Source organism: Romboutsia lituseburensis, from assembly GCF_024723825.1.
Taxonomy (GTDB): Bacteria; Bacillota; Clostridia; order Peptostreptococcales; family Peptostreptococcaceae; genus Romboutsia_F; species Romboutsia_F lituseburensis_A.
On sequence record NZ_JANQBQ010000002.1, the window covers coordinates 44,164 to 69,176 of the forward strand.

Genomic DNA, 25,013 nt, shown 5'->3' on the forward strand with positions numbered 1-25,013 from the left:
CTATCTTAATATGCTTAAAAAGCATTAATTAAATTAGAGTCATGTATACTTACTTTCTACAATTAAAATACCCTTAGAGTCCAAATGAATGGATTCTAAGGGTTCTCATTATCTACATCAAAAGTATTACTCCCAATCCAGCTGTAAACTGTTAGGTATTTTTGTTACATTGATTTCTTTCATTAGCACAGAATTGTCCATTTCTCCTGATTTATAAAATTGAATTAACCTATCCATTTAAACATTGAAAATGCCTATTGAGGTAAATCATATTGTTTATCTTTTAAATTTATGATAGCTTATACAAACAAAGATTTTATATAAAAATAAAAAAGTATTAGAGACTAGATAATGATGTAGGTTAAGTAGGTACAAATATGATGTGTACTATATTATGTAAAAGGAGAGACTTAAAATGTCTTTGAATAAAAAATTTTTAATCTATGGAGATGATTTAAACAAATCAAGTATCTTAAGAGAATTTGAAGAGATTCAAATAAAAACTATAAAAAAATATTTTGGAATAGAAAATTTAGATGATTTAAATGAAGATAGATTATTATTAACTTTAGAAGAAATATCTATAGATATATTGGATTTAAATGAGAATTTATATTCAGATATGTCTTATATTTTTTACATTGATAAAAGTGAGTTAAATGAAGTTTTGAGTAAAATAAAAAAATACAATATAAACATATATGAATATATAGGACATGCACATCCATATTGCTGTATAAATGGTATTGATTTTGATGGGTATTCCTATAAATTATTGGATGAAACCAATATATTATTTTATATAGAATGTAATAATGAAATTTTAAATGAAAAAATAAAAAATAAATTAATTATGTCAGATGAAAAATATAAATACTTAAAGATATATAGCAAAAATATTAAATGGGATAATTTGCTTAAAGTATTTGAACATTGGATTAATGATATCTTTGAGATTGATGATTGGGCTAATTAATTTATGATAATTAACATTTAGTAAATCATAATACGTCTAGGATACGTGGATGAAGTATAAAGCTTTAATTTAACGGAGGTTGATAGATATTGAAATATATGAAAGTCATAGAAGATAATGATATAGGTGATAATGAAAGTTTTATATATTTTTTACATGAAGAATGGAACTTTAGAAAAGATAAATTTATAGAATTATGTGAATCTATAATTGAAATAACTAAATATGATTTAAGTCAAAGCAATATATCTGTAATTGATCGTCATATAGCAAGTAGAATCAGTCATATTCATGAGTACATACTAGGCATATTATTATGCGAAAGTCTTTTTTATGATATGAAATCTTTTCCAACTTATGAAGATAGACTAGAATACGTAGCGACTTTAAATAAGGTTGTAAGTTATTACTTTAAGGGTTTAATAATAAATGAATCTATAGAAGATCAATTAGATAAAAACCTAAATACATTTAAATCTAAGTAAAGTTAAATTCAAAAATTCTAGTCCCTAAAGGTACATTTAAAAACATTTTTTTAAAGAAGATGTTTTTCTATTAAATAACTAATATTCACGTTTAAGTGAAATTTAAAATATATTTTGTGAGGTGATTTTGTATGGGAATGCATTTCAAGTTATCAGAGAGTATAGATAGCGGATTTGGAAAAGAAAGATTTGCTTATCTTGATGATTATATGGATGATTTAATTTATAAAAATAAAGAGATTTTTAATGGAGAAGTAGATATTTTTATTGAGTTGGATCCTTATGGTGATAAGCTATTAACATTCGATGAAATTAAATTATTAATTGATGCATCTAAAGTAATAATCCAAAAAGATACATTGGATTATTTAGATTCTATTAATAAATTTGAAAATTGCGAAGTTGAAAAAGAAGAATTTATAGAATTTGCTAACACTATGATAAAAACATGTACATTTGCATTGGCTAACAATAAAAAAATTGTTAGTCAAGGAGATTAAACAAAGCTACACATCTAAATTAGGTGTGTAGTTTTTGTTTAGTACGTTTTATGTTATATTCCTAAAGCACTTTTAGAAGTGCCCTAATTTGAATTAAGCAACTTTAATATAGAATGCACTTACAAAAGTTGATACTACTTACGCTAATAAACTTTAATGGATTTTTCATAAATCTACTATGAAGGTCTATAATATTTATTTATATATTAACAATAATTATTTCAATATTAATTTTTTCAATATATTTTATATTAAAAATCAATATTTTAAATATAAATATTAAAAATATCAAAGTTTTTAATGACATTTTTAAAGATATTTAATATACTAATATTAAAGGAAGTGATAAAGTGCATAAAGTTATAACTAAGTGTCCGGTTTGTACGGAAGAGATGAAGATTATGAAATTAAAATGCAATCATTGCAACACAATTATAGAGAATGAATTTTCAATTTCAAAATTTGATAGATTATCAAAAGACCAACTAAATTTTGTAGAAGTATTTTTAGCATGCAGAGGAAATATAAAAGACGTTGAAAAACAACTCGGCATATCTTACCCAACCGTAAGAGGTAAGCTTGATGAAATTAATAATGCATTAGGTCTAGTGATAAAAAAAGATACAACTAAAGAAAAAGAAAAAATAATGGATATGTTAGAAAATAAGGAAATAAGCTCTGAAGAGGCTGTTAATCTTTTAAAGAAATTATAAATTTAAATATAAAGGAGAGTTTAAGATGGAAGATAAAAAGAGAATCTTAAAGATGGTTGAAGAGGGAAAAATAACTGCTGAGGAGGCCATCGGGTTATTAGATGTATTAGATACTAACAAAAAGTGTGAAGTTGTTGTTAAGGATGAAAAATTTGAAAATGATGATTTCTTTGATATAAAAAATGATGGCAATAGAGGAAAAATGTTATTCGTAAGAGTAAAAAGCCAAGATGGAAGTACGGTTAAGATTAATATACCGTTAGAATTTATAAAAATAATGGGTGGAATAGGAAGTATGTACAGTGACCAACTAGAAAAACATAACATAGATATAGCAAAATTAATGGATGCAATAGATAATGGATTTGTTGGAAGAATTGTAGAGGTAGAAGATGGAAAAGACAAAGTTATAGTAGAGATACAATAGGTGTTTGGATATGAAGATAACAGTAAAAAGCAAAGAGGATAAAGTTAATATAAATCTAATAGTACCTATTGGTGTCCTAACGACTTTACTTCGAGTATCTAAGCCATTTATAAAAATAGATTTTAGCAAACATCTTAAAAATAGTAATGCAGATTATATATTTGGATCTAATGATGTAGATGTAATTATTCAAGGTCTGAAATACCTAAATAAAGGACATAAGGGGCTACATCTAGTAGATATAGAGCAAGAAAATGGAGATATTGTAAAGATCAAGATTTAAGATTAGAATTTTCAAATGATTTTCTAGTTCAGTTTAAATTGAGATTGAGGTATTTAAGGATTATTATCTATTTAAATAAAGCAAGGGGGATAAAAATGAATTCATATTATTTAACAATTCCATATTGGGTAATTGCAGTATTAGGAATTGCAGTAATTGGAACTGGTATATTTTTATATAATAAAAATATGCGTAATAAGTAATTTATATATGTATATTTTAAAAATTTACTTACATCCTTTTCAGTATGTTTAAACAGTAAATTTTTAATAATATTCATGTAGAAAATTAAACTCGATTAAGTATTCTATTAAGCTTAATCGAGTTTAATTAAAAAATATGTTTTTATAAAATTCTAATTAATATAATTACAGCTCATTTATCATCTCTGTTACAGATATGTTTCGAATTCGTTTTGATGGAGTATAAACCGCTGCAATAGCTGCAATGAAAACAAATAGAATTATAATTAATAACGGTATAACAGGCACACTCCAAGTAGCGTAGTTAAAATGAGATGTAATAAGATTGTCATATAAAAGTTTACTAATCAATAGACCAACTATACAGCCAACAACACAGCCAGATAAAGCATAGGTAAATGCTTCAGCAGCTATCATCTTTGTTATTTGATGTTCATCCATACCAATCGCACGCATGGCTCCATACTGCTTTATTCTTGCAGATACACTCATAGAAATACTATTCATAATATTTAATACCGCAACTAAAGCAATAATTGCTAAAAATCCATATATAAAGAATAAAAATGCCATATATGTGCTCGCAGTCTGTTGGTCACGTTGGTCACTAAATTTGTACTGTCCACCAACTACATTACGAATTGCTTTGACATTCTCGTCCGTCACATTTTTTTTAGTTTGTATCATAACAAGTGAATAATCATTTACACCAGTCAGGTTCCTAAATGTTTCTCCAGAAGTAATGATAGTTATTTTTCCATTTGTATTGCCATCACTGCTGAATGGGTCAAATTTTAATAAACCTGCAATTTCAAGTTCCTTACTGCCTACTCGTATTTTATCACCAATCTCTAACGTACTTTCTTTATCCCATGTTGCAAGTACATATTTGCTATCCCCATATACCTTTGAAATATCACTACCTTTTTTAAGCTGTTTATCCTTCGTAAGGCAATCTAAATCAAATTCATCATAGGATATGATATCAATCGTATTTGACGGCGTATTAGATTTGTTTAATTCTGCTGGAATATCAAGATAGTTCCTACGACCAAAAACCCGTTCTACACCTTCCATTTTACTAATCTTATAAAGTAGTTCATTCTTTATAGAATTTGAATTTTCATTGCTTAAAATGTTAATTTCAGAAGCATTGGATGACTGAGGCATAAGACAATTAACAAATTCTATCATGACAGAAAAACTCAAAAAAAGTATAATACTAAGCGCAAATGAACTTGTCATAAGTATTAAAGTTTTCTTTGCTGATACTGCATGATGAATACCAAGGGCAGTTTCAATTTTTAAGAAACGTGTATTCACACCATAAGTCATATTTTTTGTATTTTGTGAATTACCTGATACTGCTGTTATAGAAGATACTTTAGCTGCGCGTTTAGCCGGAACACTTGCAGCAATGAGAACCGTAACAACACCAACAACAATTCCACTAATAATACCAATTGGGCTGATTCCAAAAACGGGCATATCAGAAAACTCCTCAACGACGACAAAGCGTAATAGAGCGCATAACCCCCATGTGATTATAACTCCAAGCATAACACCTATCGGTACTGCAGTTTTACACCAGTTAAGGGATTCCAATCTTACAAAACGGATAATTTGTTGTCTGCTCATTCCAATACATCGCATCATTCCAAAAAACTTTGTCCTTTGAGCAACAATACTGTTTATGCTGCTTGAAATCATAAGTACTCCTGAAATAAGTATCAGAGCAAACAGTACTACAGCAGTAGAATACAGTGTATGTGCCGTTTCATTACTGCTTAATCCTTGAAGTGCCATACTACCATGCTTATTCAATAATCTTATTTTCTCCATTCTAACGCCCATGTCTGCCATACTAAACACAGCCGTTACCAAAAATACAGCAAAAATTATACATAGAAGAGTCATACGATTCTGACGTCTGTGTACTTTGGCCGAAATCGGAATTAGACTAAGATAGCTCTTCATTCTTAGCACCTCCCAAAATCAGTCAGTACACCGTCTGAAACTTGCAGTATTCTGTCTGCAGTCTGAGCTATACTTCGGCTATGTGTAATCAGAATAATAGTCTGTTCATACTTTTTCGCTGCCTCTTTTAGTAATGCAATTACTTCACTGCTATTTTGCGTATCTAAATTACCTGTTGGCTCATCCGCAAGTATAATCGATGGTCGTGTAATTAAAGCGCGCCCTATTGCTACACGTTGCTGTTGACCACCAGATAATTGACTTGGTAAATGATTGCGACGTTCTTTCAAATTAAGTACTGTAAGTAATTCTTCCAGATATTTTTTATCTGGTTTCTGGTAGTCAAGTAATACAGGAAATATAATATTTTGCTCAACTGTTAATTCTGGAATTAAATTAAAACTTTGAAAAATAAATCCAATGTTCCTACGACGAAATATTGTTAAGCTACTATCTTTCATTTCAAAAATATCATTTCCATCAATAAACACCTTTCCAGAAGTAGGAGTATCAAGTCCACCTACCATATTCAAAAGTGTACTTTTGCCAGATCCTGATTCTCCGATGACTGCTACAAACTCGCCTTTAGGGACGGAAAAATTGGCGTCTTTTAATGCATGTACGGCAGCCTCACCACTACCATATGTTTTAGAAATTGATTTAACTTCTAATAAATTCATAGTCTAAACACCTCTTTCTGTATTTATATAGAAAGATTATCATGTCAATCTTACTGTAAAATTACACTAAGCCTACAATTCTGTAGGAATTAAAAAATTGATTGTAAATGTTGTTCCAATACCTAATTCGCTGTCAACTTCTATTGTTCCGCTATGTGATTCTATAATAAGCTTTGCAAGGGGCAAGCCAAGTCCAATACCTTGTGTATCTTTAGAAAAACGGCTACGATAGAACCTTTTAAAAATATGATGTAAATCCTCTATATGAATACCGCTTCCGTTATCTTTTATAGTAATTTGAATAATAGAAGCGAATTGTTTCCATTCTATACAGATAGTATTTCCTTTTTTTGTATGGTCAAAGGCATTCTTAACAATGTTGCTAATTGCTTCAATTAACCAGTTACGGTCACATAATAAAGTGATAGTGTCATCTCCTGAAAAATTTAGTATCTTTCCTTCCTGCTCGTTACGATATGTAAAGTGTCTTTGAATATAGCCCATCATTTCAGATATATTTTCTATAGATTTTTCTATTACAATTGTTCCTGCATCAAATTTTGTAATTTTTAAGAGATTTTGTACAAGTATTTCTATTCTATCAAGTTCCTGCTCTGAAAGATAAGTAAATTCCTTTATTACCGGTAAATCATTTACTTCGTCCTGCATAATACCGTTATATATGTTAAGATTCGTAAGTGGGGTTTTTAATTGGTGCGAAATATCGGATATGGTATCTTTTAAAAATTTTTTTGATTTCTCTTTGTTTTTAGCATTGGAGCTCAAAATAGAAACTAAGGAATTTACTTCATGAAATAGTCTATATAGCTCACCCTCATCATTACATTCAATACGTGCATCTTGATTTCCAGAAATATATTCCCTAATTTGTGTTGTGGCATTTTCCATAATTTTATTTTGTTCCTTAAAGTACCAATACCCAATTGCCAATATAAAGATATCCGTACACAAAGAAAATAGAAGTATATATAATGCTGCATTTTCTAATTTAAAACCTATGAAAACAACTGAAATAAGGGTAAACACTATTATGAATAACAGTACTAAGTAAAAAAGTAATTTAATTTTTCTATTTGCTAATATTTTCATATTGTACCTCAATTTATAGTCTTCCATTTATATCCCATGCCTCGAACCGTCACTATGTTTCGTGGTTGACCTGGGTTATCTTCAATTTTTGTACGCAGCCTACGTATATATACAGTAAGGGTATTGCCATCTATATAATTTTCGTTGCAGTCCCATAGTTTTCCTAAGATTTGTTCTGGTGAAAGAACATTATCTGGATTTTCCATAAACAGGCATAGTAATTTATACTCGCTTGCTGTTAAGTCAAGTTGTTCTCCTTTTTTATAGACTTCTCTTTTTAATAATTCTACTTTTATATCATTAGAATTTAATTCGGTATCTAATTGATTAAAATTATCGCTTCTACGAAGCAATGCATTCATTCTCGATAAAAAAACTGCTAACTTGAAAGGCTTTGTAATATAATCATCGCCTCCGATATCAAGTCCCATTATAATATCAGTTTCCTCATCAGCAGCAGTAAGAAACATAATCGGTACCTTTGATACTTTACGAATTTTTTTACATAAATCATATCCGGATCCATCTGGAAGTGATACATCTAAAATTACTAAATCATATTTTCCATTTATCCATAATGTTTCTGCTTCAATACTCGTACGAGCAATATCTATTTCATATCCTTGCTTTTTGATAGCAAAAGATAAACCATTTATTAAATTTAAATCATCTTCAACAAAGAAAATACGTTTCATTTGCTTTCACCGCCCTTCAAAAATCTATACGATATTATTATATACAGTCAGTCAATTAAGTACAATAAACAAACTGTGGTCACTATAATATTTCTGCTAACCTCTAAATAATAAGATATAATTAAAAATGTAATTACTAACTAAATAAAAGGAGCCTATCTTATGAAAAACTATATTAATACTAACATACCTAATTTCAAAATTAGATTTGCAACAAAAGAAGATAATAACTTAATACTTACATTTATTAAAGAATTAGCAGATTATGAAAATCTATTAAGTGAAGTAGTTGCAACAGAAGAAATATTATATGAATCTTTATTTGTTAAAAAACAAGCTGAAGTAATAATAGGTGAATATAATAATGAACCAATTGGATTTGCGTTATTCTTCCATAATTTTTCTACATTCTTAGGCAAAGCTAATTTATACTTAGAAGATTTATATGTAAGACCAAGTATGAGAGGTCTTGGCGCTGGAAAGGCATTACTTTCAGCTTTAGGAAAAATAGCTATAGATAGAGACTGTGGCAGATTAGATTGGTGGTGTCTTGATTGGAATAAATCTTCTATAGAATTCTATAAAAAAATGGGAGCAATTCCTATGGATGAATGGACTGTTTATAGAGTCGAGAATCAAGCTCTTATCGATTTAGCTAATGGCCTAAATGGGTAAACGTTTTATTTTTGATATTAACTATATATCTAATATTCTTTAAATTTAAAGATATAAATAAAAATAAGGCTTAGTATCAGCCTTATTTTTTTCATTCACTAAAATATTTTATGACATCATAATTACTTTAATCTACAGAACTACAAGCTCTAGTAGTTACTAAATCACAAACTTCTTTTGGACTGCTAAAACTCAGTGTTGCTTCTGCACAAGAAACTCCTGAACTATTCCACGTTACTAACCCTGATATAATTCCTGCATTATTTGCACACTGTATGTCAGTTGGCATATCACCAATGTAAATACATGAATCTTTATCTACTCCTGTTAGTTCAATATATTTAAGTAATGGTTCTGGATTTGGCTTATGATTCTTTGTATCATCTTCCAAAACAATAGTCGTGAAAAATTCTTCTAAATTAAATGTCCCAAAGAATTTTTCGTACTCATTTTTGCTCCTCGATGATACAGCTCCTAAAGAACATCCTTTTTCTTTTAGATATCTAAGCATCTCCTTTGCCCCATCGAAAAAATCTGCTTTTGAAGAATACTTCTCATAATTTTCCTGCCATTTGTATGTATATTTCTTATCCACATTAGCATTCAATCGTTGCAGGCCTATATCTGTTGTAACGCCTAGTACCACTTTTACTTCATCTAATGTATATTCATGACCATATTCTTTTAATGTATCTTGCCATGTTTTTAATATAGCATGTTCAGTATCAATTAATGTTCCATCTAAATCAAATATATAATGTTTTAAATTCATATCTATTCCCCCTATAAGTTTCCGTTTTCCAACTTATTTGTTATGTTAACTATAGCATAATTTTATTGTTTAATATAGCTGATATGGATATGTACTAACAAAAGTAAAACGATAATATGATTTATACCATTAGGTCTAACCACATATACCATTAAGGCTTTCTAAATAACTATTCACGCATAGCTTATTTACAATTCATTTAAATATAATTAAACTGAAATTAATTTTATTTCTCAACATATTAAAATTTTAAATAAAAATAAATATTAGACTAAAAATATAGTTTATTATTGGGAGGGAATCAGATTTTATGAGTGATACAGAAATTAAAAGAAATGTATATGAACTACAAAAATTCAACTTAATTGGGCCACAACTAACTAATACTCTATTGATGTTAGTAATTTTTTTGCCTAGCCTTTTTAAAGAATTAAATATATCAGTCTATACGCTAGGCTTATTAGTTCTAATCGCAGCGTCAAACTGTTTTACAGTACTTTATTTTAACAGACAATTAAAAAAATATGATTTAAATAAGTATGGTAATAAAACAATCACAAAAATTCAAACAACAATGTGCAGCTTATTTTTTATTTTTCTAATACTTGTTACTATAAAAAATATATTTTTTAAATAAAAACATAATATATCAACAAGTTTTGTAGGAGGTATCTATATGAAAAATATTTCTAAAAATTTTAAATTGAATTTACCTATAATAGGATTTATATTAATAGATTTATATTTAATTGCATCTTCTAGTAGTAATGTCCAAATTGCACTATTAGTTATGTCCTTAGCACTTTTTATTAGAGCCTTATTTAATTCTAAAAATAAAGCTAATTAGTTTGAACTATTCTTAAAATTAATATTTTGAACTCATTAAAGTGAGTTTAGTGTGGTAAATGAATTTATACTAAAAAAAATATAGTTAAATTAGAGGTGTTTTTTCTAAATTAACTATATTTTTTAAATTTATAATATAACTCTATTCATTTATATTACTCATATCTTTATTATTTTCTTTAAAGTAATTGAGTAGATAATCTTTAAAGTTTGAACTATTTTCTGCATCTACAATAATAACCATCCCTTCATATCCCTCAGTATACCAAAATACATTAGTTACGATGTTTTCTTCAATAACAATAGCAACAAATGAAAACTCATCTAATTTTATAAATTTTTCTATATCATCTATATTTTTAGGTACATAAAGTAATCCAATTGAAAAATCTAAATTCATAGTTGTTTCATTTTTAAGTCTGTAAATCTCACTTTTAGGTAGTCTTAATTCTTCAAAATAGTTTTGTCTTATCTGTGAAATAAATGAATCAACATCATAATCATGAAAATCATCTATATAATAATCAAGGGGTAAATCAACACCCAAACCTAACTTTTTTTCATTAGCAAAATTCCCTAATATATTTACAAATTCTTCTAATCTAAATTTATCATTGATTATAATGTAACATTGCTTACTTAACATTTTAGTACATCCTCTCAATTTAATGAGTTGAAATATCCATTTAAACTCTTTTTTTACTTTAATAAATTATCATTAAAGTAAAATTTAATCAATAAATATTACCTTAGTGGTAATATTTCATGTGTGAATGGTCATTTTACCGTAAAAGCTAACTCAATTAGTGGATTTATCAAGATATTAATTATTGCAATATCAGTAAAAAAATATAGCTTTTAATTATTTCTTATAAATTCATAACAATCATCTACTCCATTTATATAATTTTTAAAGTTCGGCTCTATTTGTACATCTGGTTTGTATCCACCTTTATATCCTGGGATTTTATTTATGAAATCTTTAGAGCAATTTACTGTTATTTTGGAATTTGGTAGTTCGAAATCATTGTCTCTTATCGTAGTCATATTTACATTGGATCCCGTTTCTGTACCCACCACTACTGCATCTAAGTTATTTACAATGTCAACCACAGCTTGAGTTGCAGATGAGAATGTATTTTCACTCGTAATTACATACGTTTTTGCATTTTGTTTAATATTAGTTAAACCTTACAATTCTATAAGTAGGTAATTAGTTAAGCCTAGAGTTCCGCCTGGATTGTTTCTTAAATCTATTACAAATTTATCAAAAGAGGTAGAATTTATTGAGGTTATAAGGTCATCTACGAATTTATAGAAATCAGGAGCTTTACGTTTTTCTTCATCAGTTAGCCAAGATGAATTATTATTTATACATTTATTGTATTGAAAATAAAGGATATTATCTTTTTCTATATATTTAAACCAATAATCATCATAGGATCTGGTAGGCTTTGTAGATATTTCACTTTCATTTTTTATTAATGTTGATAAATTTATATAGTTTACATTTTTAAAATTCATTGTATCTAAATTTGTAATATATTTATCACCATTTTCTTTTTCAAATACAAATTTAGCAGAATTATTATCTACTATATCTAGAAATTTAAGTATTTCATATACTGAAATATATTTTGTAATTCCAGATTTTAATCCAGCATTATTATCATAAGAATAAGTTGTTGATACTTTTTTTATTATTTCATTTAATTCAATATCGTTAATAGATACTAATTTAAGCCCAAGTATTTCTTTGTGTTTAGAGTCACAAGAATATACTCTTAATCCATCATCAAACCATTTATAAGTAATTGGAAAGATTTGCATATTATCATAACTCTTTGCTTCGCCTGGAGGGGTAATCATTTCGATAAGAGAAATATTGGTATGTGCATCTTTAAGCATTGATAAAATTTGCTCTAGTTTTATTGAAATTTCTATGTCTGATAAAAAGTTTATATTTTCCTTTAAGTTCTTTATCTCTTTATCAAATTCACTTTCTGATATATTTAAATACAAGTTAGGATGCCTTGATTTTAGCTCCTTGCTAAAAAATTCTATATCCTCAACCCACTGCTCATTGCTTAATTTTTTATCTAGTTTTGTATTAAATTTAGTGCAACCAGTTGATAAAATTACGGATAGAACAAGCAAAAGACTTATAAGCTTTTTCATCGATATACTCCTTTTCATTGCTATACAACCTTTACTTACCCTAATGTTTAATTTTGTATCAATCAATTAAATATTCTCTTTTTAATAAAGAAAGAACTACAGTATCTTTTTTCACATCATTTTGTATAATATATTCTCTTAATACACCTTCTTTTGTAAATCCAACTTTCTTAAGTAAATTTAAAGATGCCAGATTCTCTGTAAATGCAACTGCCCCTATCCTATTTAAATCTAGTTTATCAAATCCAAACTTTATTATTTCATTTATAGCCTCTGTTGCAAATCCTTGTCTCCAGTAATTTGAGTTAATATCATACCCTATGTCTGCTCTTTTATTTTTAACCTGCACTGCATCATAACCAATAGTACCAATTAGTTTCCTACTTTCTTTATCTATTACGCCCCACCTGATACCTCTACATTCATCATACCTAGTATCTAATTCATTAATTAGATCATATACCTCTTCCATGTTGATTACTGATTTTTTGCCTAAATATCTAGTTACTTTATCATTAGATAAATATTCAAATATATCATTTGCATCATCAGTGGTAATTTTTCTTAAATATAACCTTATCGTTTCTAATACTGGAAAATCCATTCATACCCACCCCATTTTTATTATTATAAATTATATTATATTAGCAATAATAAATACCCATTAAAGTAAATACTTTTAAATGCTCTACCATATCTTAAGATATATATCATATTTATTTAACTAAATTAATCCTTAAATCTCTCAGCATAGATATTTCTTATTTGGAAAATTGTTAAATAAGGAGTATAATGTAAAAAATTAACTATTACTATATAAATTAAGATTGGAGGAAACATAGTGAAGAATAATTTTAAGTTAAAAAAAGGAGATGCTATAGGTATTTTTTCACCATCAACACCTATAACAGCTTATACTCCAAAAAGATTTCAAAGAGGAGTTAAGTACCTACAGGATAAAGGATTCAAGATTATAGAAGGTAACTTAACAGGAAAAAGTGATTTTTATAGATCTGGAAGTATTAAAGAAAGATCAGAAGAACTAAATAACTTAATTAGAAATCCTAAAGTAAAGTGTATTATGTCTACTATTGGAGGAATGAACTCAAATTCATTACTTCCATATATAGATTACGAGGCGTTTAAGGAAAATCCAAAGCCTATAATCGGATATTCAGATGTTACAGCTATATTATTAGGAATTTATGCTAAAACAGGCATTTCAACATATTATGGACCAGCACTAGTAGCCTCTTTTGGAGAGTTAAAACCATATGTTGATTTAACTTATAAATACTTTGAAGATATATTAGTAAATGGCATCAGTTACCCTCATATTATTGAAAATCCAGATTTTTGGACTGATGAATTCATTGATTGGGAAAATCAAGATAGAGAAAAAAGTAGAGTAGAAAATGAGTTAATCACTGTCTATGAAGGTAAAGTACAAGGTAGATTAATTGGTGGAAATTTAAATACTATGACGGGCATTTGGAATACAGAATATATGCCTGAGATAAAAAAAGGAGATATACTTCTTATTGAAGATTCTCTACATGATTGTGCTACTATTGAGAGAAGTTTTTCATTATTAAAGTTAAGTGGTGTATTTGATAAAGTTTCAGGAATTATTTTAGGTAAACATGAATTATTTAAAGATTCTAACACAGGTAGAAAACCATATGAAATATTATTAGAAGTCTTAGGTGACAAAGAGATTCCTTTCTTAGCTGAATTTGATTGCTGCCATACTCATCCAATGATAACTTTGCCAATTGGATGTACAGTTGAACTTGATGCAACAAATAAAAGAGTTTCTATTATTGAATAACTGCATGTTATAGTCAAGATACAAATAATAATTTAGAAATTCTTCAATAAAAAGTTGCTTCGCTCCTATAGCCAACGACTTCATCCTTTGCTCAAAAAGGTAATTTTTACTTTTACAAATGTGCTGACTTGACTATAATGCATAGATTGTCTAGAGTTTTTGATGTATTGTAATATCATTAAGCATAAAAAAGTGGACAATTGTACATATCATAATTATTTTGTAATCTCTTTATAAAAAGTCCTCTATTAGTCCACTTTCTTATTTTTAAAATAAATAGTTTAGTCTATTTTTATGTATCTTATTTAAATATAAAATTTATTTAAGATATTATTTCTTAAGTTTTCTAAAAATATAAGTAACAAAGAAACCTCTATCATCTTCACATTCAATATACTTAACTAGTTCAAATAGTTTATTTATATCTTCAAAATCATCTGGATAAATTAAGTCATCTTTTCTAATTTTAGAATCTACTTTGTATTTGTGACCAAATCCACAAATAAACAAAGTTCCACCATCTGATATATGGCTTGCAATAACATCAAGTTGATCCTTGCTTAACCTATAATGATTAATTAGTATATTATCAAATACACCTACTTCATTTAATGAATTTAAATCACTTAGATCAATTAGTTTTGTATCTACTAAATAATTCTCTCTTTTGGCAAATATATTTAATCTCTCAATGGCTTTAAAGCTAAAGTCAACGCCTTTTACCTTAAAACCATTCTTAAGTAAAAATAAAGTATTTCTTCCATCACCACAAGCTACATCAAGTACAGAACCCTTTTTGAAATACATAATATTTTCAATCAATGATTTTTCTGGATTGAGTGGACTATCTTTTCTATTCTCAAATTTGTTATTCCAAAACTCCTCATTACCCATATACTCCATTGTATCCCCCCTCTTTAAAGTTTTCATTGGTCAATAATTAGTTTGATTATAACAAAACTTATTACTTTCTAATATAAAATAAATACTATTTTAAAATTGCTGAGTAATATGCAACTACTGTATTTTATAGCTTTATTTATCCAAAATATTAACTACATATTCATAGCAATCATCAATTCCATTGATGTAATTTTTGTATGTTTGTGTTATATCTATATCTGGTTTAACGCCTCCATTATATCCTTCTTTTAATTCTCGAAAACTGTAAGGATGTTTAACTTTTATTTTAGAATTAGGTAATATAATAAATTCACCTTCAGTTCCAAACATATTTACATTTCCACCAGTTTCCTCACCTATTATAGTTGCACCTAATTCATTTTGTAATCTCCATGCTAGGATCGCTCCAGCTGACGAAGTTTCTTTTCCTGTTATAACTACTATATCTTCACTATTTAAGTTTATTTTATATTTTAAATCATGTATAAGTAAATCAACTAACTTAAATGCACCACCACGATTTTGTCTTAAGTCTATAACAAGTTTATCATAATCATTATTATTTATTTCTTCTAAAAGATTGTTATGGAAATCATAATAATCTGGATAATTAGCTGCATCTTGTTTGTTAATATTAGCTCCCTGATTTGTTAGACATTTATTATATTTAAAATATAGTACATTATCTTCTTTCATCTGTTTTGTCCAGTAAAAATCATATTTACCTTCAACTTTAGTACTTATTTTAGATTGAATTTTATCTAAGTTAACATAATTAACTTCTTTATTTTTCATAGCATTGACATCTATTTTTATTTTTTCTTTATTATCGTTTTCAAATACGTACTCTGCCTTAGTCCCATCTACTGTTTGTAAAAATTTTAAATATTCATAGATTTGCATTTGCGACATAGCTAGCTCTTTGGCAAATTGTTGATTATCATAACTTATAAGAGTTGATACTTTTTTTATTATCTCATCTGTACATACATTATTAATAGATATTAACTTATAACCTAGTATACTCTTATACTGGCTATCACTAGCTATAGCTCTTAACTCATTTGAAAAATATTCAAATTTAATTGGAAATTCAACTATTTCCTCATAGTCAAACTTTTCTGTTCCTATAGGTGTCAATATCTCAAGAAAATCTATGCTTGTATGAGCATCCCCTATTGAAGATATAATTTGGCCTATTCTCAGAGAAATCTCAAGATCTGATAAATTTTTTAGATCTGATTTTAACTTTTGTATATTTTCATTCCATGTTTTTTCTGATATGTACCTAAATAAATCTGGATGTTTCTTTTTTAAATTCTCGTCCATATAATTAATATCTTCTTCCCATTTTTTATTAGCCAATATCTTTTCTCCACTTATCGTGGTATTACATCCTAATATCATAATTGTTGATAATATAAAAATTATAACAATCAACTTTTTCATATTTTCCCCCTTTATTTAATTAATCTAAGCTTTATACAATGATTTACCTATCCTATTTTAATTTAATATTCTGATTTTAATAAAAAATTCCTTTATAAATAAAAATCATGAGTAACAAAGTTTTTTATTTCAAAAAATAGATATCTTAGTCCATTTTTATTGATTTTTAAGATTTAGTAATTTAATGTATTAGTATATAAAAAAATAATTTATTGGTCTTAATATTTTAATTTATATAATTAAGTTTAATAAAAGTCAGAATGGAGGCAATATAAATGTCATCTTTACCAATAACAGCAATTTTAGAGATATTAATATCTATTTGGTACTTTAATCGAGGTGATAAGTTAAGAAAAACTAAAGATATTAAAAAATATATATGGCCTTATCATAGAAATATAAAAGATATTGATGGATATATAAATTTTTATTCTAAAATGTATTTTTCAGAGGGAGTTTTTCTTATCGCTTTAGGTATATTTAATATATTAAATGAATGTTATTTTGATTTGTCTATAAGCATATTAACAATATTATTTTTTATATTTTTTATACTTCTTCTTATCGCATCAACTATAATTGAGAAAAAGATTAAAAAATTTCTTTATTAAAAATATGGTAAAAAATCCTTTAAAATCCATTTTTTAGATTTTAAAGGATTTTTAATTAAATAACCATTTTTCTAAGACATAAAAAATAAAGACAAAAAAGAATAGTCTAATTTAGTTTCTAACGTTCTTCTTATTATCTTTAATTAAATTATTAATCTTATAAGCTTTATAAAAACAAAGTACTCCTAGTAAAATATTAATATAAGGAATTATTATATCAACAGTGATAATAGTAAATAATAAAATCCCCACAAAAATCCAAATGTTTCTCTTGAAAGTTAAATTCATAAATTATCCCCCTTTATAAAAAATAACTCTTTACTTCACACTATATAACAATTGTTAATTAAATTATAGCAGAACTTAAATTTTAAATATTATCAAGCATCAAAACATCTTAAAATCCATTTCTAATTTTCACTTGTACGTGAAAATTATCATATTAAAATTCATGATTTCATGCTTAATTTTCAGCTAATATTTCGTTAAAAAAGGTAAAATTTAACATAAATTATACATTTAAACATAGTATTTGGAATAGTTTTAAGTTTTTTTTACTACTACAAGTGAAATGGTTAAAATAAAATCTATTGACATTAAAGCTAATCCACGGTTTAATATCAATAGATGGGTTTTAAAAATTCTATCAATAAATATGACAAAAGGGGAGTATTATCATGAATAACTATAACGCAGTATTATCTAGAAATCCGGAAAACGTTAACAAAGACTCTTTATCTTCACAAACTGTAGCTTTCTCTCATTACAATAATCTTTCAGCTCAATTACCTATCGATTCAGAAACTGGTAAATTAGTAGCTGGTGGTATAAAAGAGCAAGCTGAACAGTGCTTTAAAAACATCAAGTCAATTGTAGAAAGTATCGATCATGTTATGAATGATGTTGTTAGAATCACTGTATTCGTTAAAAATATTAAAGATATGGATGCTGTAGACGAAGTTTACAAAAAATACTTCACAAACTATGTTCCTACACGTACTGTAGTAGCAGTTGCAGCTTTACCAATGGATGCTTTAGTACAAGTTGAAGCACTTGTTTCAAACGCTGAAGGTACAATTCCGAATGCACCACAAGCAGGCGACATAATAAAGCTTACAAATAATACATCAAATGCACCAATAAGTTCTTTATCTTCACAAACTGTAGCTTTTTCTCATTACAATAATCTTTCAGCTCAATTACCTATCGATCCAAAATTAGGTAGAATTGTAGCTAGTGGTGTAAAAGAGCAAACTGTACAATGTTTAAAGAATATCAAGGCAATTTTAGAAAGTATCGACGTTCCTTTTGACGATATTGTTAAAATTAATATATTCCTTAAAAATATTTCAGATACTGAGGCAGTAAACGAAGTTTATACAACATTCTTCCCTGACTCAGCTATAGCAAGAGCAGTAGCATATATGCCTGCACGTACAATAGTTGAAGCATCAGCTTTACCAATGGATGCTTTAGTACAAATTGAAGCAGTAGTATCACATGGAGATGGTACACCTCCACAAGCTATTGAAGATAGACATGGACTAATTATAGAAGCAAACAATACTGAGAATGCACCAATGAGTTCTCTACATACACAAACTGTAGCTTTCTCTCATTATAATCATCTTTCAGCTCAATTACCTTTAGATCCAAAAACTGGTAAAATGGTAGCTGGTGGTGTAAAAGAGCAAGCTGAACAATGCTTAAAAAATATCAAGGCAATTATAGAAAGTATTGATCACGTTATGGACGATGTAGTTAAGGTAAACGTATTCCTTAAAAACATTGAAGATATAGATGCTGTAAACGAAGTTTACGCAACATTCTTCCCAGGAGGAGTTCCTGCAAGAAGAATAGTTGGGGTATCAGCTTTACCTAAAGATGCTTTAGTACAAATAGATGTAGTTGTATCAAATGCTGAAGGAACACCTCCACAAGCTTAATAGAAGTTTATTTGTAAATACAAGCATTGCCAAAACTACTTATTAATGGCGAAAGTTAATGCTAAATATTATATATACTAAGCAGTAAGGAAAGGGAGCTAATAATATTTTCGGCTCCCTTTATCCATAAATAGCACATCATATTTAAATATGTTTTCTTAATATAAAAGTAGCTTACTAGGTGTATCATAGCTATCTAAAACTTCTTTAAGCTTATCTAAGGTTAACTCACACTTAAAGGGATGAAAATTTTTTTTAGATTTTAAATAACGGACGAAGTCGTTGGCGCTATGAACAAAGCGAATTTTTTAATTCTAAATACATTAGTTTATCTAAATAGTTCTATGATTTTTTATACCATATTTGTAGATTAAGTTATCCCATATGTCGCCAAAGCTACATCCTAGTGTTAGTTCAAATAAGATTATGTATAGAACATATATTGGTACTATAATTAAATATTTTTTGAAATTAAAAAAGATACTATTCACTTTATCACCACCAAATTATATATTTACTTCTTTATAATTATCTATAAGATTATCTTTATATAAATACCTTAAACTATCAATAACTTCACGTTCTAACTCTTTTTTTCTTATTAGCGTTGCCTTATTAACATTAAAATAAGTTATAAAATAATCTTTAGATTCAATTACTTTATAAAATTGAGTATATTTAACTTTAGTCTCACCTTCAAATACTTTACTTTTTACAACTAAAAAGTCTTCATAAAAATCTAATATTTCTTCTGAATTAAATGATCCTGTCTTATCAGTTTTTACTACTTGCTTAAATCTTATCTCTATCTTAAATATAATAATTAAAATTGCTACTATTATTAATATAGTCCAAAAGACTAAAAATCCCTTTAAATCAAATTGCCCTTCACTATAAGCAATACTACCTGATAAGAAAGCGGAAAGAAAAAGTAAAAATAAAATCATTATTTTACTTTTTAGAAGTGTCGATATGTATAAAAACTTATGATAATCTTCTTCTGTCATAATAGTTTTTACTGTAAATAGTTTGCTAGAATTCATTTTGCTCCCCCTTTCACCTTTATTTAAAAACATTATAACACTTTGTTAGAAAATAAAGTAAATTAATCTAACATATAAATATTCTTTTCATATGACTAGCTATAAATAAAAAAGGTTCTACTTTAATTTCTTAAAGTAGAACCTTTTTAAACTATATACAAATATATACTAAGAATTTTTCTTAATATATATCTTTAACGCTTTTATTAAAAGTATCAGTGCATATACTACTAAACCATAAGTAATAAAAAATATAGCAACATTTAAATATGCCAAAATCAATATAACACCCTCCCTTAATTATACATTACAAAAATTTTCTTAAAATCAGCATATGATTGTCCCTCATCCCATTTCGAAATAGTTTGCCTAGATACATTTAAATCTCTCCCAAGCTCTTCTTGTGACAATCCATTCTTTTTTCTTAAATCTAATAATTTTCCATTAAATTTCATAATATAAATCCCCTTTAGATAAATAGTATAATATTTATTCTATATATACACTATAAATCTGTCTATCAACATTTATTGGCAATGTGTAAACTAAGGTTAACATATTGAAAAACTAACATTTATAGCTTATAAAATCCATATTAAACTGTGTATTTTCTAAACATAAAAATAATTAAATAGCATAACATTAATCATATAATTCCCAGGATTTTATTGAATTAAATTAAATAAATTTATAAAATAACAGATGAGGGATGAATAAATAGAGGGAGATGCACAATGAAAAGATTATTACTAATATTTTTTATTTCAATACTTATAGTTGGATGTTCAAATGTAAGTACTGAAGTTAAAAATTCAAGTAAGCAAACCATAACTAATTTTTTTGAAGCAATAAATAGCATAGAAGACTACTCGTCTGAATCGGAATTAAACAAATTAAAGGTTTTTTTTGCTACCGATAGTTCTATAACAGATAGTCTAATTGAATATTTAACTACTTTTGAATCAGATAGGCAAAATGAGCTAGTAAATTATGATTTTAATATTTCTGAATTTAAAAAGTTAAATGGGATTTATAAAGTAAAAGTTGAATATGACATAATCTCAAAAGCTGATAAATCAATACTAGACAACAGTGATATGTATATTTATTTAAAAGATAAAGATGGTAAATTCAAAATTGAAACTGCTGATTGTCGTGGTTAAAAACAAAAAAATATCTAAAGGCTTTAATTATAAATGCCTTTAGATATTTTTAATATTTATATTAAAGATGAGTAAAAAATTAATTACTACATGTTTAATTCTAGCTTACTTTTGAAGACTTAATTTCTTCTATACAATAAGATATCGTTTGTACTAACCATATAATAATTACCATTGTCATAGGAACAATACCAAAATCCCATAATTCATAACCTATAATACTAACTAACCAAAGTATTAAACATGTTGTTGATACACACTTAAGTGATTTATATGAACTTTTATATATTCCCATTTTTATAGACTCATCGCAGCTATCTATCCATTTTTTTGCAAATTTCATATCATATATACTACCTTTTAAGAAAGGATTAATTTCTTTTCTTAAATTAATTACTTTCTTCTGAATTAAGGTAATAGATACAAAACACAATATAAGTCCTATAAAGAAACAATTACCTTTTAGCATACTAGGCTCACCATGTATATCATCAAAAGGCAATAACATACCTCCAGTAGCTATAAAGAACAAACCAAGAATTTGATTTACTGAAGTAATTAGCATTAGATAAGATAAATTTTTTTCAATTTTATCAATACTATTGTCATCTTCATTTGCTTGATTCCACAAATCATATCCTTTTCGTGAATTAGTATATACTATTGTACTTACTATTATAACTAATGTAGAAAGAACCAAACTTGCAAATGGTGTAATTATCTTAAGTATATCTATTACTAAACTAGACAAACTTTCTCCAAATATTTCTTTTAAATTGCTATAAGTAGAACCGAAAATTCCTCCAAGAGTTGTACTAATTATTAATATAATAAAAAAACCTTTAAAAGCCTTCTTATCTTCTTTTTTAATCTCATTTACACGGCTATTATCCATCAATCTCATCCTCCTCATAAATAAAAATATCTTCTACACTCACATTTAATATCTTTGCTATCTTTAATGCTAAAGTAACTGATGGAGAATAGTCTCCACGTTCAATTTGACTTATCGTTTGCCTAGATACCCCAACTAATTTCCCCATCTCAGTCTGATTTACGTTAATTTTAGCTCGATATTCTTTTAATCGATTATTTAATGGCATGTAATTCCTCCTGACTATTTTTATCATCATGATGACAACTATATTTGTCAATTTAATAATAGTTTATGACAATTATAGTTGTCAAGGCATAAATTCATATTTTTATATCTTTAAAATTTTTAACGTAAAAAAAGTATTTATCTTAGATAACAAATCCTCTAAAATAAATACTTTTCTTAATAGCTATAATTTATCATTTTTAAATTGGTTTATTTTGATCTCAATATAAGCTACTGTACCTACTAGGTTATTTATATATATTGATATCTTCTTACTCTATTTTCTCATTCTACTTTTAATTTAATTTACTTATGTATATTTCTTCTTCTATAAAAAATTGCTCCAAATATGGCTTCAACTATTATAATTAAAGTCGTCATATATTTAATAAATACCTTTAATTTATTAAATATATGACGACTTTTTTTAACTATATATCTAACATAGTTTGGGCTAATATGATGTTTTCTTGCTATCTCTAAAATTGCCATCCCATTTCTATACAGCTCTAATATCTCATCATTTCTAAAGTGATTTTTTAGAGTTTTTACCGTTGGAAAATATATATTGCCACCACCATATAAATAGCAGAACTCAATAAATTTATCTATTCCCATCATGGAAGCAATATCTTGATACGCCTCTGGTATATCAGATAATGCTACATTATACTTAAAATTATCAAATCTCATCTAATCCCCCCTTGCTACTATTATTATATTATGTAAACTCAATATATCAATAAGATATATCCGCTATTAATACGCACTAATTTCCATTTTTATAACAAACATAACTAATTAGTCGACTTTAATTACAAAACCGCTCTTATTGTGTCCTATCACCTCAAATAGTATAGTATAATCCCTAAATACATAAAAAAATTTAATCTACAAAACTATATGAAATTATAACCTTTAAATCCTATAAATTCTATTACTTTCACAGTTATTAAATTGACACATTAAATCATTTCTTAAAAAATACGTATCTCCGTCATAGTCATTCCAACGATTGTGCACGATAGTCTACATAGGTGGTATATTTTCATCTACATTCTTTATTATAGATAATCTATTTATAGATTATCTTCTTTGTATTGTTATGTTTTTAATCATTTATTCTATATAAAAAATCGCTTCTCTCCTATCACCAACGACTTCGTCCGTTGCTCAAAATGTAGTTTAATAAAGTATGTTCTAAGGTTATGTTAAGTAGAGTTTGTAGTGTAAATTACTATAACTTAAAGTCAAATTTTTCATATTTTTATTTTTATGTTATTATAATTTACGTAAAAAAATCTGAATATTTCAGGGGTGTGTTCAGATATTAGCTAGGTTTAGTTATAAATATTAACTGCAATTTAATCTAGTTTAATTAACTTAAAAGAAAGGCAATTAAAGTATGGGAATTGAGAAAACAACAGAGTATAATCCTATTTTGGAGGCTTTTGAGAATTACAAACAAAGTGAAACTTATAGGCTTAGACGAATTTATATAAAAGAACTCGAATATCAAAAGTACAAGCTATTCAAAAATGAAGATGATAATATTGAGGATAATAAAGTTATTCAAAAAAAGCCCGCCAAGGAGGTTTTTTGCTTACCAATGCCAAGTTCAAATGAGATTTAAAAAAATAGAAAAATAGATTTAAGAACATATGGATCAATAATGTTACAAAGTAACTGGGGAGGCAATTATAGGAATAAAAATAATAGATTTATATATAAAGAAAAACTAGATTCTAAGCTGAAAGAAATATCTCAAGAAATAAAAATTAGTGAATCTAAATTAAAAAAAGACATTATAAAACTTAGAAAATGCAATGTTGATGGAGATATAAAATTAATTGAACTAACTAAAGACAATAAAGATAATCCTGTCTATATTTTAAACTATGGTATAAAGTGTGATATTACAGAAGTACTGAAACAATATGTTACAATAAATAACGTTGCTTTAAAAATTCTTAAAAACTTCACTAATGATAATATGATTAGAATATATCTAATTTTATTATATAGGCTAAGAAATGGAGAAACTTGCTTAACGCAAGAAGAAATCTGTGACAAAATGGGATTTAGTTACAAAAGTCGTAAGGTTATTTCAGACTGTTTAAATTCTCTTGAAAATCTAGGTTTTATAGATATTAGACAAGGCTATAAGGAAATTGTAGCCACTAAAAAAGATGGATTAAATTATGCTCACATGATACCAAAATTTTATTATAAGCTTTCAGATAGATACTTAGAAAGTACTAAAAAAATCGTTACATAAGTGTTTAATCAACATAGAACAGAGTAAAATACACGATGTAAATTAAGAAGTAGTAAACTAAAAGAATTTGATCAAGAAGATTAACTCACTTAAATGATTTAAAATATGAGTAAAAATAAAAATAGGATAAACTATCCTATTTTTATTTTTACATGTAATATGCTAAT

The 25,013-nt window shown here is 26.8% G+C and carries 32 protein-coding genes; 15 read left to right on the top strand and 17 right to left on the bottom strand.

From position 1 onward, the window contains the following. The first annotated feature begins 415 nt into the window (after nt 1–415). The 6 genes from NWE74_RS18555 to NWE74_RS18580 all read left to right on the top strand — a co-directional run bounded on the left by NWE74_RS18555 (nt 416) and on the right by NWE74_RS18580 (nt 3,384). Nucleotides 416–976 (top strand): hypothetical protein, encoded by a 561-nt coding sequence (locus tag NWE74_RS18555; RefSeq protein ID WP_258244543.1) that lies wholly within the window; start codon nt 416–418, stop codon nt 974–976. Nucleotides 977–1,065: 89 nt separating this feature from the next. Beyond that, the gene (locus NWE74_RS18560; protein WP_258244544.1) at nt 1,066–1,461 is read left to right on the top strand and encodes a hypothetical protein; all 396 of its coding nucleotides are present in this window, start codon (nt 1,066–1,068) and stop codon (nt 1,459–1,461) included. A gap of 131 nt (nt 1,462–1,592) precedes the next feature. Beyond that, on the top strand, nt 1,593–1,961 hold the full coding sequence (locus NWE74_RS18565) for a hypothetical protein (protein WP_258244545.1): 369 nt from the start codon (nt 1,593–1,595) through the stop codon (nt 1,959–1,961). Between the two features lie 350 nt (nt 1,962–2,311). After that, nucleotides 2,312–2,674, top strand: a complete 363-nt coding sequence (locus NWE74_RS18570) for a DUF2089 domain-containing protein (RefSeq protein ID WP_258244546.1) — start codon at nt 2,312–2,314, stop codon at nt 2,672–2,674. Nucleotides 2,675–2,699: 25 nt separating this feature from the next. Then, nucleotides 2,700–3,101, top strand: coding sequence for an SHOCT-like domain-containing protein (locus NWE74_RS18575; RefSeq protein WP_258244547.1), 402 nt, complete (start codon nt 2,700–2,702; stop codon nt 3,099–3,101). Between the two features lie 10 nt (nt 3,102–3,111). Further along, on the top strand, nt 3,112–3,384 hold the full coding sequence (locus NWE74_RS18580) for a hypothetical protein (RefSeq protein ID WP_258244548.1): 273 nt from the start codon (nt 3,112–3,114) through the stop codon (nt 3,382–3,384). Nucleotides 3,385–3,752: 368 nt separating this feature from the next. Here NWE74_RS18580 and NWE74_RS18585 read toward each other — a convergent pair whose 3' ends face one another. From NWE74_RS18585 to NWE74_RS18600, 4 genes are all read right to left on the bottom strand, one after another. Further along, on the bottom strand, nt 3,753–5,564 hold the full coding sequence (locus NWE74_RS18585; RefSeq protein WP_258244549.1) for an ABC transporter permease: 1,812 nt from the start codon (nt 5,562–5,564) through the stop codon (nt 3,753–3,755). Nucleotides 5,565–5,566: 2 nt separating this feature from the next. Beyond that, entirely contained in the window at nt 5,567–6,244 is a 678-nt protein-coding gene (locus NWE74_RS18590; RefSeq protein ID WP_258244550.1) for an ABC transporter ATP-binding protein, read from the bottom strand. A 72-nt stretch (nt 6,245–6,316) separates the two neighbouring features. Continuing rightward, on the bottom strand, nt 6,317–7,354 hold the full coding sequence (locus NWE74_RS18595; RefSeq protein WP_258244551.1) for a sensor histidine kinase: 1,038 nt from the start codon (nt 7,352–7,354) through the stop codon (nt 6,317–6,319). Between the two features lie 8 nt (nt 7,355–7,362). Continuing rightward, nucleotides 7,363–8,049: a response regulator transcription factor gene (locus NWE74_RS18600; RefSeq protein WP_258244552.1), complete on the bottom strand. Its 687-nt coding sequence runs from the start codon at nt 8,047–8,049 to the stop codon at nt 7,363–7,365. A gap of 162 nt (nt 8,050–8,211) precedes the next feature. Here NWE74_RS18600 and NWE74_RS18605 point away from each other — a divergent pair, with 162 nt between their 5' ends. Further along, nucleotides 8,212–8,724, top strand: a complete 513-nt coding sequence (locus NWE74_RS18605) for a GNAT family N-acetyltransferase (RefSeq protein WP_092727521.1) — start codon at nt 8,212–8,214, stop codon at nt 8,722–8,724. Nucleotides 8,725–8,851: 127 nt separating this feature from the next. On the opposite strand, the gene NWE74_RS18610 is transcribed toward NWE74_RS18605, so the two are convergent. Next, nucleotides 8,852–9,496, bottom strand: a complete 645-nt coding sequence (locus tag NWE74_RS18610; RefSeq protein ID WP_258244553.1) for an HAD family hydrolase — start codon at nt 9,494–9,496, stop codon at nt 8,852–8,854. 310 nt (nt 9,497–9,806) lie between these two features. Between NWE74_RS18610 and NWE74_RS18615 the strand changes: the two genes are divergently transcribed. Together NWE74_RS18615 and NWE74_RS18620 are read left to right on the top strand one after the other, a co-directional pair. Further along, the gene (locus NWE74_RS18615) at nt 9,807–10,133 is read left to right on the top strand and encodes a hypothetical protein (RefSeq protein WP_258244554.1); all 327 of its coding nucleotides are present in this window, start codon (nt 9,807–9,809) and stop codon (nt 10,131–10,133) included. Between the two features lie 39 nt (nt 10,134–10,172). Next, complete coding sequence (locus NWE74_RS18620; protein WP_258244555.1) at nt 10,173–10,343, top strand: hypothetical protein; 171 nt, start codon at nt 10,173–10,175, stop codon at nt 10,341–10,343. Nucleotides 10,344–10,484: 141 nt separating this feature from the next. On the opposite strand, the gene NWE74_RS18625 is transcribed toward NWE74_RS18620, so the two are convergent. From NWE74_RS18625 to NWE74_RS18640, 4 genes are all read right to left on the bottom strand, one after another. Beyond that, nucleotides 10,485–10,988: a hypothetical protein gene (locus tag NWE74_RS18625; protein ID WP_258244556.1), complete on the bottom strand. Its 504-nt coding sequence runs from the start codon at nt 10,986–10,988 to the stop codon at nt 10,485–10,487. A gap of 212 nt (nt 10,989–11,200) precedes the next feature. Further along, complete coding sequence (locus NWE74_RS18630) at nt 11,201–11,389, bottom strand: hypothetical protein (RefSeq protein ID WP_258244557.1); 189 nt, start codon at nt 11,387–11,389, stop codon at nt 11,201–11,203. A gap of 144 nt (nt 11,390–11,533) precedes the next feature. Then, entirely contained in the window at nt 11,534–12,520 is a 987-nt protein-coding gene (locus tag NWE74_RS18635; RefSeq protein ID WP_258244558.1) for a S41 family peptidase, read from the bottom strand. Nucleotides 12,521–12,578: 58 nt separating this feature from the next. Beyond that, the gene (locus NWE74_RS18640) at nt 12,579–13,124 is read right to left on the bottom strand and encodes a GNAT family N-acetyltransferase (protein ID WP_258244559.1); all 546 of its coding nucleotides are present in this window, start codon (nt 13,122–13,124) and stop codon (nt 12,579–12,581) included. Nucleotides 13,125–13,361: 237 nt separating this feature from the next. Between NWE74_RS18640 and NWE74_RS18645 the strand changes: the two genes are divergently transcribed. Then, entirely contained in the window at nt 13,362–14,351 is a 990-nt protein-coding gene (locus tag NWE74_RS18645; protein WP_258244560.1) for a S66 family peptidase, read from the top strand. Nucleotides 14,352–14,681: 330 nt separating this feature from the next. On the opposite strand, the gene NWE74_RS18650 is transcribed toward NWE74_RS18645, so the two are convergent. Both NWE74_RS18650 and NWE74_RS18655 read right to left on the bottom strand, forming a co-directional pair. Continuing rightward, nucleotides 14,682–15,254, bottom strand: coding sequence for a class I SAM-dependent methyltransferase (locus NWE74_RS18650; protein WP_258244561.1), 573 nt, complete (start codon nt 15,252–15,254; stop codon nt 14,682–14,684). 132 nt (nt 15,255–15,386) lie between these two features. Then, nucleotides 15,387–16,703, bottom strand: a complete 1,317-nt coding sequence (locus tag NWE74_RS18655) for a S41 family peptidase (protein WP_258244562.1) — start codon at nt 16,701–16,703, stop codon at nt 15,387–15,389. Between the two features lie 275 nt (nt 16,704–16,978). On the opposite strand from NWE74_RS18655, the gene NWE74_RS18660 reads away from it, so the two are divergent. After that, nucleotides 16,979–17,314, top strand: coding sequence for a hypothetical protein (locus NWE74_RS18660; protein WP_258244563.1), 336 nt, complete (start codon nt 16,979–16,981; stop codon nt 17,312–17,314). Between the two features lie 111 nt (nt 17,315–17,425). Here NWE74_RS18660 and NWE74_RS18665 read toward each other — a convergent pair whose 3' ends face one another. Next, nucleotides 17,426–17,602: a hypothetical protein gene (locus NWE74_RS18665; RefSeq protein ID WP_258244564.1), complete on the bottom strand. Its 177-nt coding sequence runs from the start codon at nt 17,600–17,602 to the stop codon at nt 17,426–17,428. A 389-nt stretch (nt 17,603–17,991) separates the two neighbouring features. Here NWE74_RS18665 and NWE74_RS18670 point away from each other — a divergent pair, with 389 nt between their 5' ends. After that, a complete protein-coding gene (locus NWE74_RS18670) occupies nt 17,992–19,260 on the top strand; it encodes a RidA family protein (RefSeq protein WP_258244565.1) in 1,269 nt (422 codons plus the stop codon). A gap of 506 nt (nt 19,261–19,766) precedes the next feature. On the opposite strand, the gene NWE74_RS18675 is transcribed toward NWE74_RS18670, so the two are convergent. Continuing rightward, a complete protein-coding gene (locus tag NWE74_RS18675; protein ID WP_258244566.1) occupies nt 19,767–20,303 on the bottom strand; it encodes a YcxB family protein in 537 nt (178 codons plus the stop codon). A gap of 296 nt (nt 20,304–20,599) precedes the next feature. Next, nucleotides 20,600–20,758 (bottom strand): helix-turn-helix transcriptional regulator, encoded by a 159-nt coding sequence (locus NWE74_RS18680; RefSeq protein WP_309137319.1) that lies wholly within the window; start codon nt 20,756–20,758, stop codon nt 20,600–20,602. Nucleotides 20,759–21,037: 279 nt separating this feature from the next. Here NWE74_RS18680 and NWE74_RS18685 point away from each other — a divergent pair, with 279 nt between their 5' ends. Then, a complete protein-coding gene (locus NWE74_RS18685) occupies nt 21,038–21,466 on the top strand; it encodes a hypothetical protein (protein WP_258244567.1) in 429 nt (142 codons plus the stop codon). A gap of 100 nt (nt 21,467–21,566) precedes the next feature. On the opposite strand, the gene NWE74_RS18690 is transcribed toward NWE74_RS18685, so the two are convergent. The 3 genes from NWE74_RS18690 to NWE74_RS18700 all read right to left on the bottom strand — a co-directional run bounded on the left by NWE74_RS18690 (nt 21,567) and on the right by NWE74_RS18700 (nt 23,261). Next, the gene (locus NWE74_RS18690) at nt 21,567–22,361 is read right to left on the bottom strand and encodes a DUF3169 family protein (RefSeq protein ID WP_258244568.1); all 795 of its coding nucleotides are present in this window, start codon (nt 22,359–22,361) and stop codon (nt 21,567–21,569) included. Then, on the bottom strand, nt 22,354–22,569 hold the full coding sequence (locus NWE74_RS18695; protein ID WP_092727499.1) for a helix-turn-helix transcriptional regulator: 216 nt from the start codon (nt 22,567–22,569) through the stop codon (nt 22,354–22,356). The genes NWE74_RS18690 and NWE74_RS18695 overlap by 8 nt, the downstream gene beginning before the upstream one ends. Before the next feature lie 305 nt (nt 22,570–22,874). Beyond that, entirely contained in the window at nt 22,875–23,261 is a 387-nt protein-coding gene (locus tag NWE74_RS18700; RefSeq protein ID WP_258244569.1) for a Mor transcription activator family protein, read from the bottom strand. Between the two features lie 712 nt (nt 23,262–23,973). Here NWE74_RS18700 and NWE74_RS18705 point away from each other — a divergent pair. Both NWE74_RS18705 and NWE74_RS18710 read left to right on the top strand, forming a co-directional pair. Next, on the top strand, nt 23,974–24,201 hold the full coding sequence (locus NWE74_RS18705) for a hypothetical protein (protein WP_258244570.1): 228 nt from the start codon (nt 23,974–23,976) through the stop codon (nt 24,199–24,201). A gap of 39 nt (nt 24,202–24,240) precedes the next feature. Beyond that, complete coding sequence (locus NWE74_RS18710) at nt 24,241–24,846, top strand: MarR family transcriptional regulator (protein WP_258244571.1); 606 nt, start codon at nt 24,241–24,243, stop codon at nt 24,844–24,846. The last annotated feature ends 167 nt before the right edge of the window (nt 24,847–25,013 follow it).

Bases quoted from the DNA above. Each gene is read 5' to 3' on its own strand.
- NWE74_RS18565 (WP_258244545.1), top strand. From the start codon at position 1,593: ATGGGAATGCATTTCAAGTTATCAGAGAGTATAGATAGCGGATTTGGA.
- NWE74_RS18595 (WP_258244551.1), bottom strand. From the start codon at position 7,354: ATGAAAATATTAGCAAATAGAAAAATTAAATTACTTTTTTACTTAGTA.
- NWE74_RS18620 (WP_258244555.1), top strand. From the start codon at position 10,173: ATGAAAAATATTTCTAAAAATTTTAAATTGAATTTACCTATAATAGGA.
- NWE74_RS18670 (WP_258244565.1), top strand. From the start codon at position 17,992: ATGAATAACTATAACGCAGTATTATCTAGAAATCCGGAAAACGTTAAC.
- NWE74_RS18610 (WP_258244553.1), bottom strand. From the start codon at position 9,496: ATGAATTTAAAACATTATATATTTGATTTAGATGGAACATTAATTGAT.
- NWE74_RS18690 (WP_258244568.1), bottom strand. From the start codon at position 22,361: ATGGATAATAGCCGTGTAAATGAGATTAAAAAAGAAGATAAGAAGGCT.
- NWE74_RS18635 (WP_258244558.1), bottom strand. From the start codon at position 12,520: ATGAAAAAGCTTATAAGTCTTTTGCTTGTTCTATCCGTAATTTTATCA.
- NWE74_RS18680 (WP_309137319.1), bottom strand. From the start codon at position 20,758: ATGAAATTTAATGGAAAATTATTAGATTTAAGAAAAAAGAATGGATTG.
- NWE74_RS18660 (WP_258244563.1), top strand. From the start codon at position 16,979: ATGTCATCTTTACCAATAACAGCAATTTTAGAGATATTAATATCTATT.
- NWE74_RS18700 (WP_258244569.1), bottom strand. From the start codon at position 23,261: ATGAGATTTGATAATTTTAAGTATAATGTAGCATTATCTGATATACCA.
- NWE74_RS18590 (WP_258244550.1), bottom strand. From the start codon at position 6,244: ATGAATTTATTAGAAGTTAAATCAATTTCTAAAACATATGGTAGTGGT.
- NWE74_RS18625 (WP_258244556.1), bottom strand. From the start codon at position 10,988: ATGTTAAGTAAGCAATGTTACATTATAATCAATGATAAATTTAGATTA.
- NWE74_RS18695 (WP_092727499.1), bottom strand. From the start codon at position 22,569: ATGCCATTAAATAATCGATTAAAAGAATATCGAGCTAAAATTAACGTA.
- NWE74_RS18650 (WP_258244561.1), bottom strand. From the start codon at position 15,254: ATGGAGTATATGGGTAATGAGGAGTTTTGGAATAACAAATTTGAGAAT.
- NWE74_RS18630 (WP_258244557.1), bottom strand. From the start codon at position 11,389: ATGACTACGATAAGAGACAATGATTTCGAACTACCAAATTCCAAAATA.
- NWE74_RS18665 (WP_258244564.1), bottom strand. From the start codon at position 17,602: ATGAATTTAACTTTCAAGAGAAACATTTGGATTTTTGTGGGGATTTTA.
- NWE74_RS18600 (WP_258244552.1), bottom strand. From the start codon at position 8,049: ATGAAACGTATTTTCTTTGTTGAAGATGATTTAAATTTAATAAATGGT.
- NWE74_RS18580 (WP_258244548.1), top strand. From the start codon at position 3,112: ATGAAGATAACAGTAAAAAGCAAAGAGGATAAAGTTAATATAAATCTA.
- NWE74_RS18675 (WP_258244566.1), bottom strand. From the start codon at position 20,303: ATGAATTCTAGCAAACTATTTACAGTAAAAACTATTATGACAGAAGAA.
- NWE74_RS18615 (WP_258244554.1), top strand. From the start codon at position 9,807: ATGAGTGATACAGAAATTAAAAGAAATGTATATGAACTACAAAAATTC.
- NWE74_RS18685 (WP_258244567.1), top strand. From the start codon at position 21,038: ATGAAAAGATTATTACTAATATTTTTTATTTCAATACTTATAGTTGGA.
- NWE74_RS18640 (WP_258244559.1), bottom strand. From the start codon at position 13,124: ATGGATTTTCCAGTATTAGAAACGATAAGGTTATATTTAAGAAAAATT.
- NWE74_RS18585 (WP_258244549.1), bottom strand. From the start codon at position 5,564: ATGAAGAGCTATCTTAGTCTAATTCCGATTTCGGCCAAAGTACACAGA.
- NWE74_RS18555 (WP_258244543.1), top strand. From the start codon at position 416: ATGTCTTTGAATAAAAAATTTTTAATCTATGGAGATGATTTAAACAAA.
- NWE74_RS18705 (WP_258244570.1), top strand. From the start codon at position 23,974: ATGGGAATTGAGAAAACAACAGAGTATAATCCTATTTTGGAGGCTTTT.
- NWE74_RS18575 (WP_258244547.1), top strand. From the start codon at position 2,700: ATGGAAGATAAAAAGAGAATCTTAAAGATGGTTGAAGAGGGAAAAATA.
- NWE74_RS18710 (WP_258244571.1), top strand. From the start codon at position 24,241: ATGTTACAAAGTAACTGGGGAGGCAATTATAGGAATAAAAATAATAGA.
- NWE74_RS18655 (WP_258244562.1), bottom strand. From the start codon at position 16,703: ATGAAAAAGTTGATTGTTATAATTTTTATATTATCAACAATTATGATA.
- NWE74_RS18605 (WP_092727521.1), top strand. From the start codon at position 8,212: ATGAAAAACTATATTAATACTAACATACCTAATTTCAAAATTAGATTT.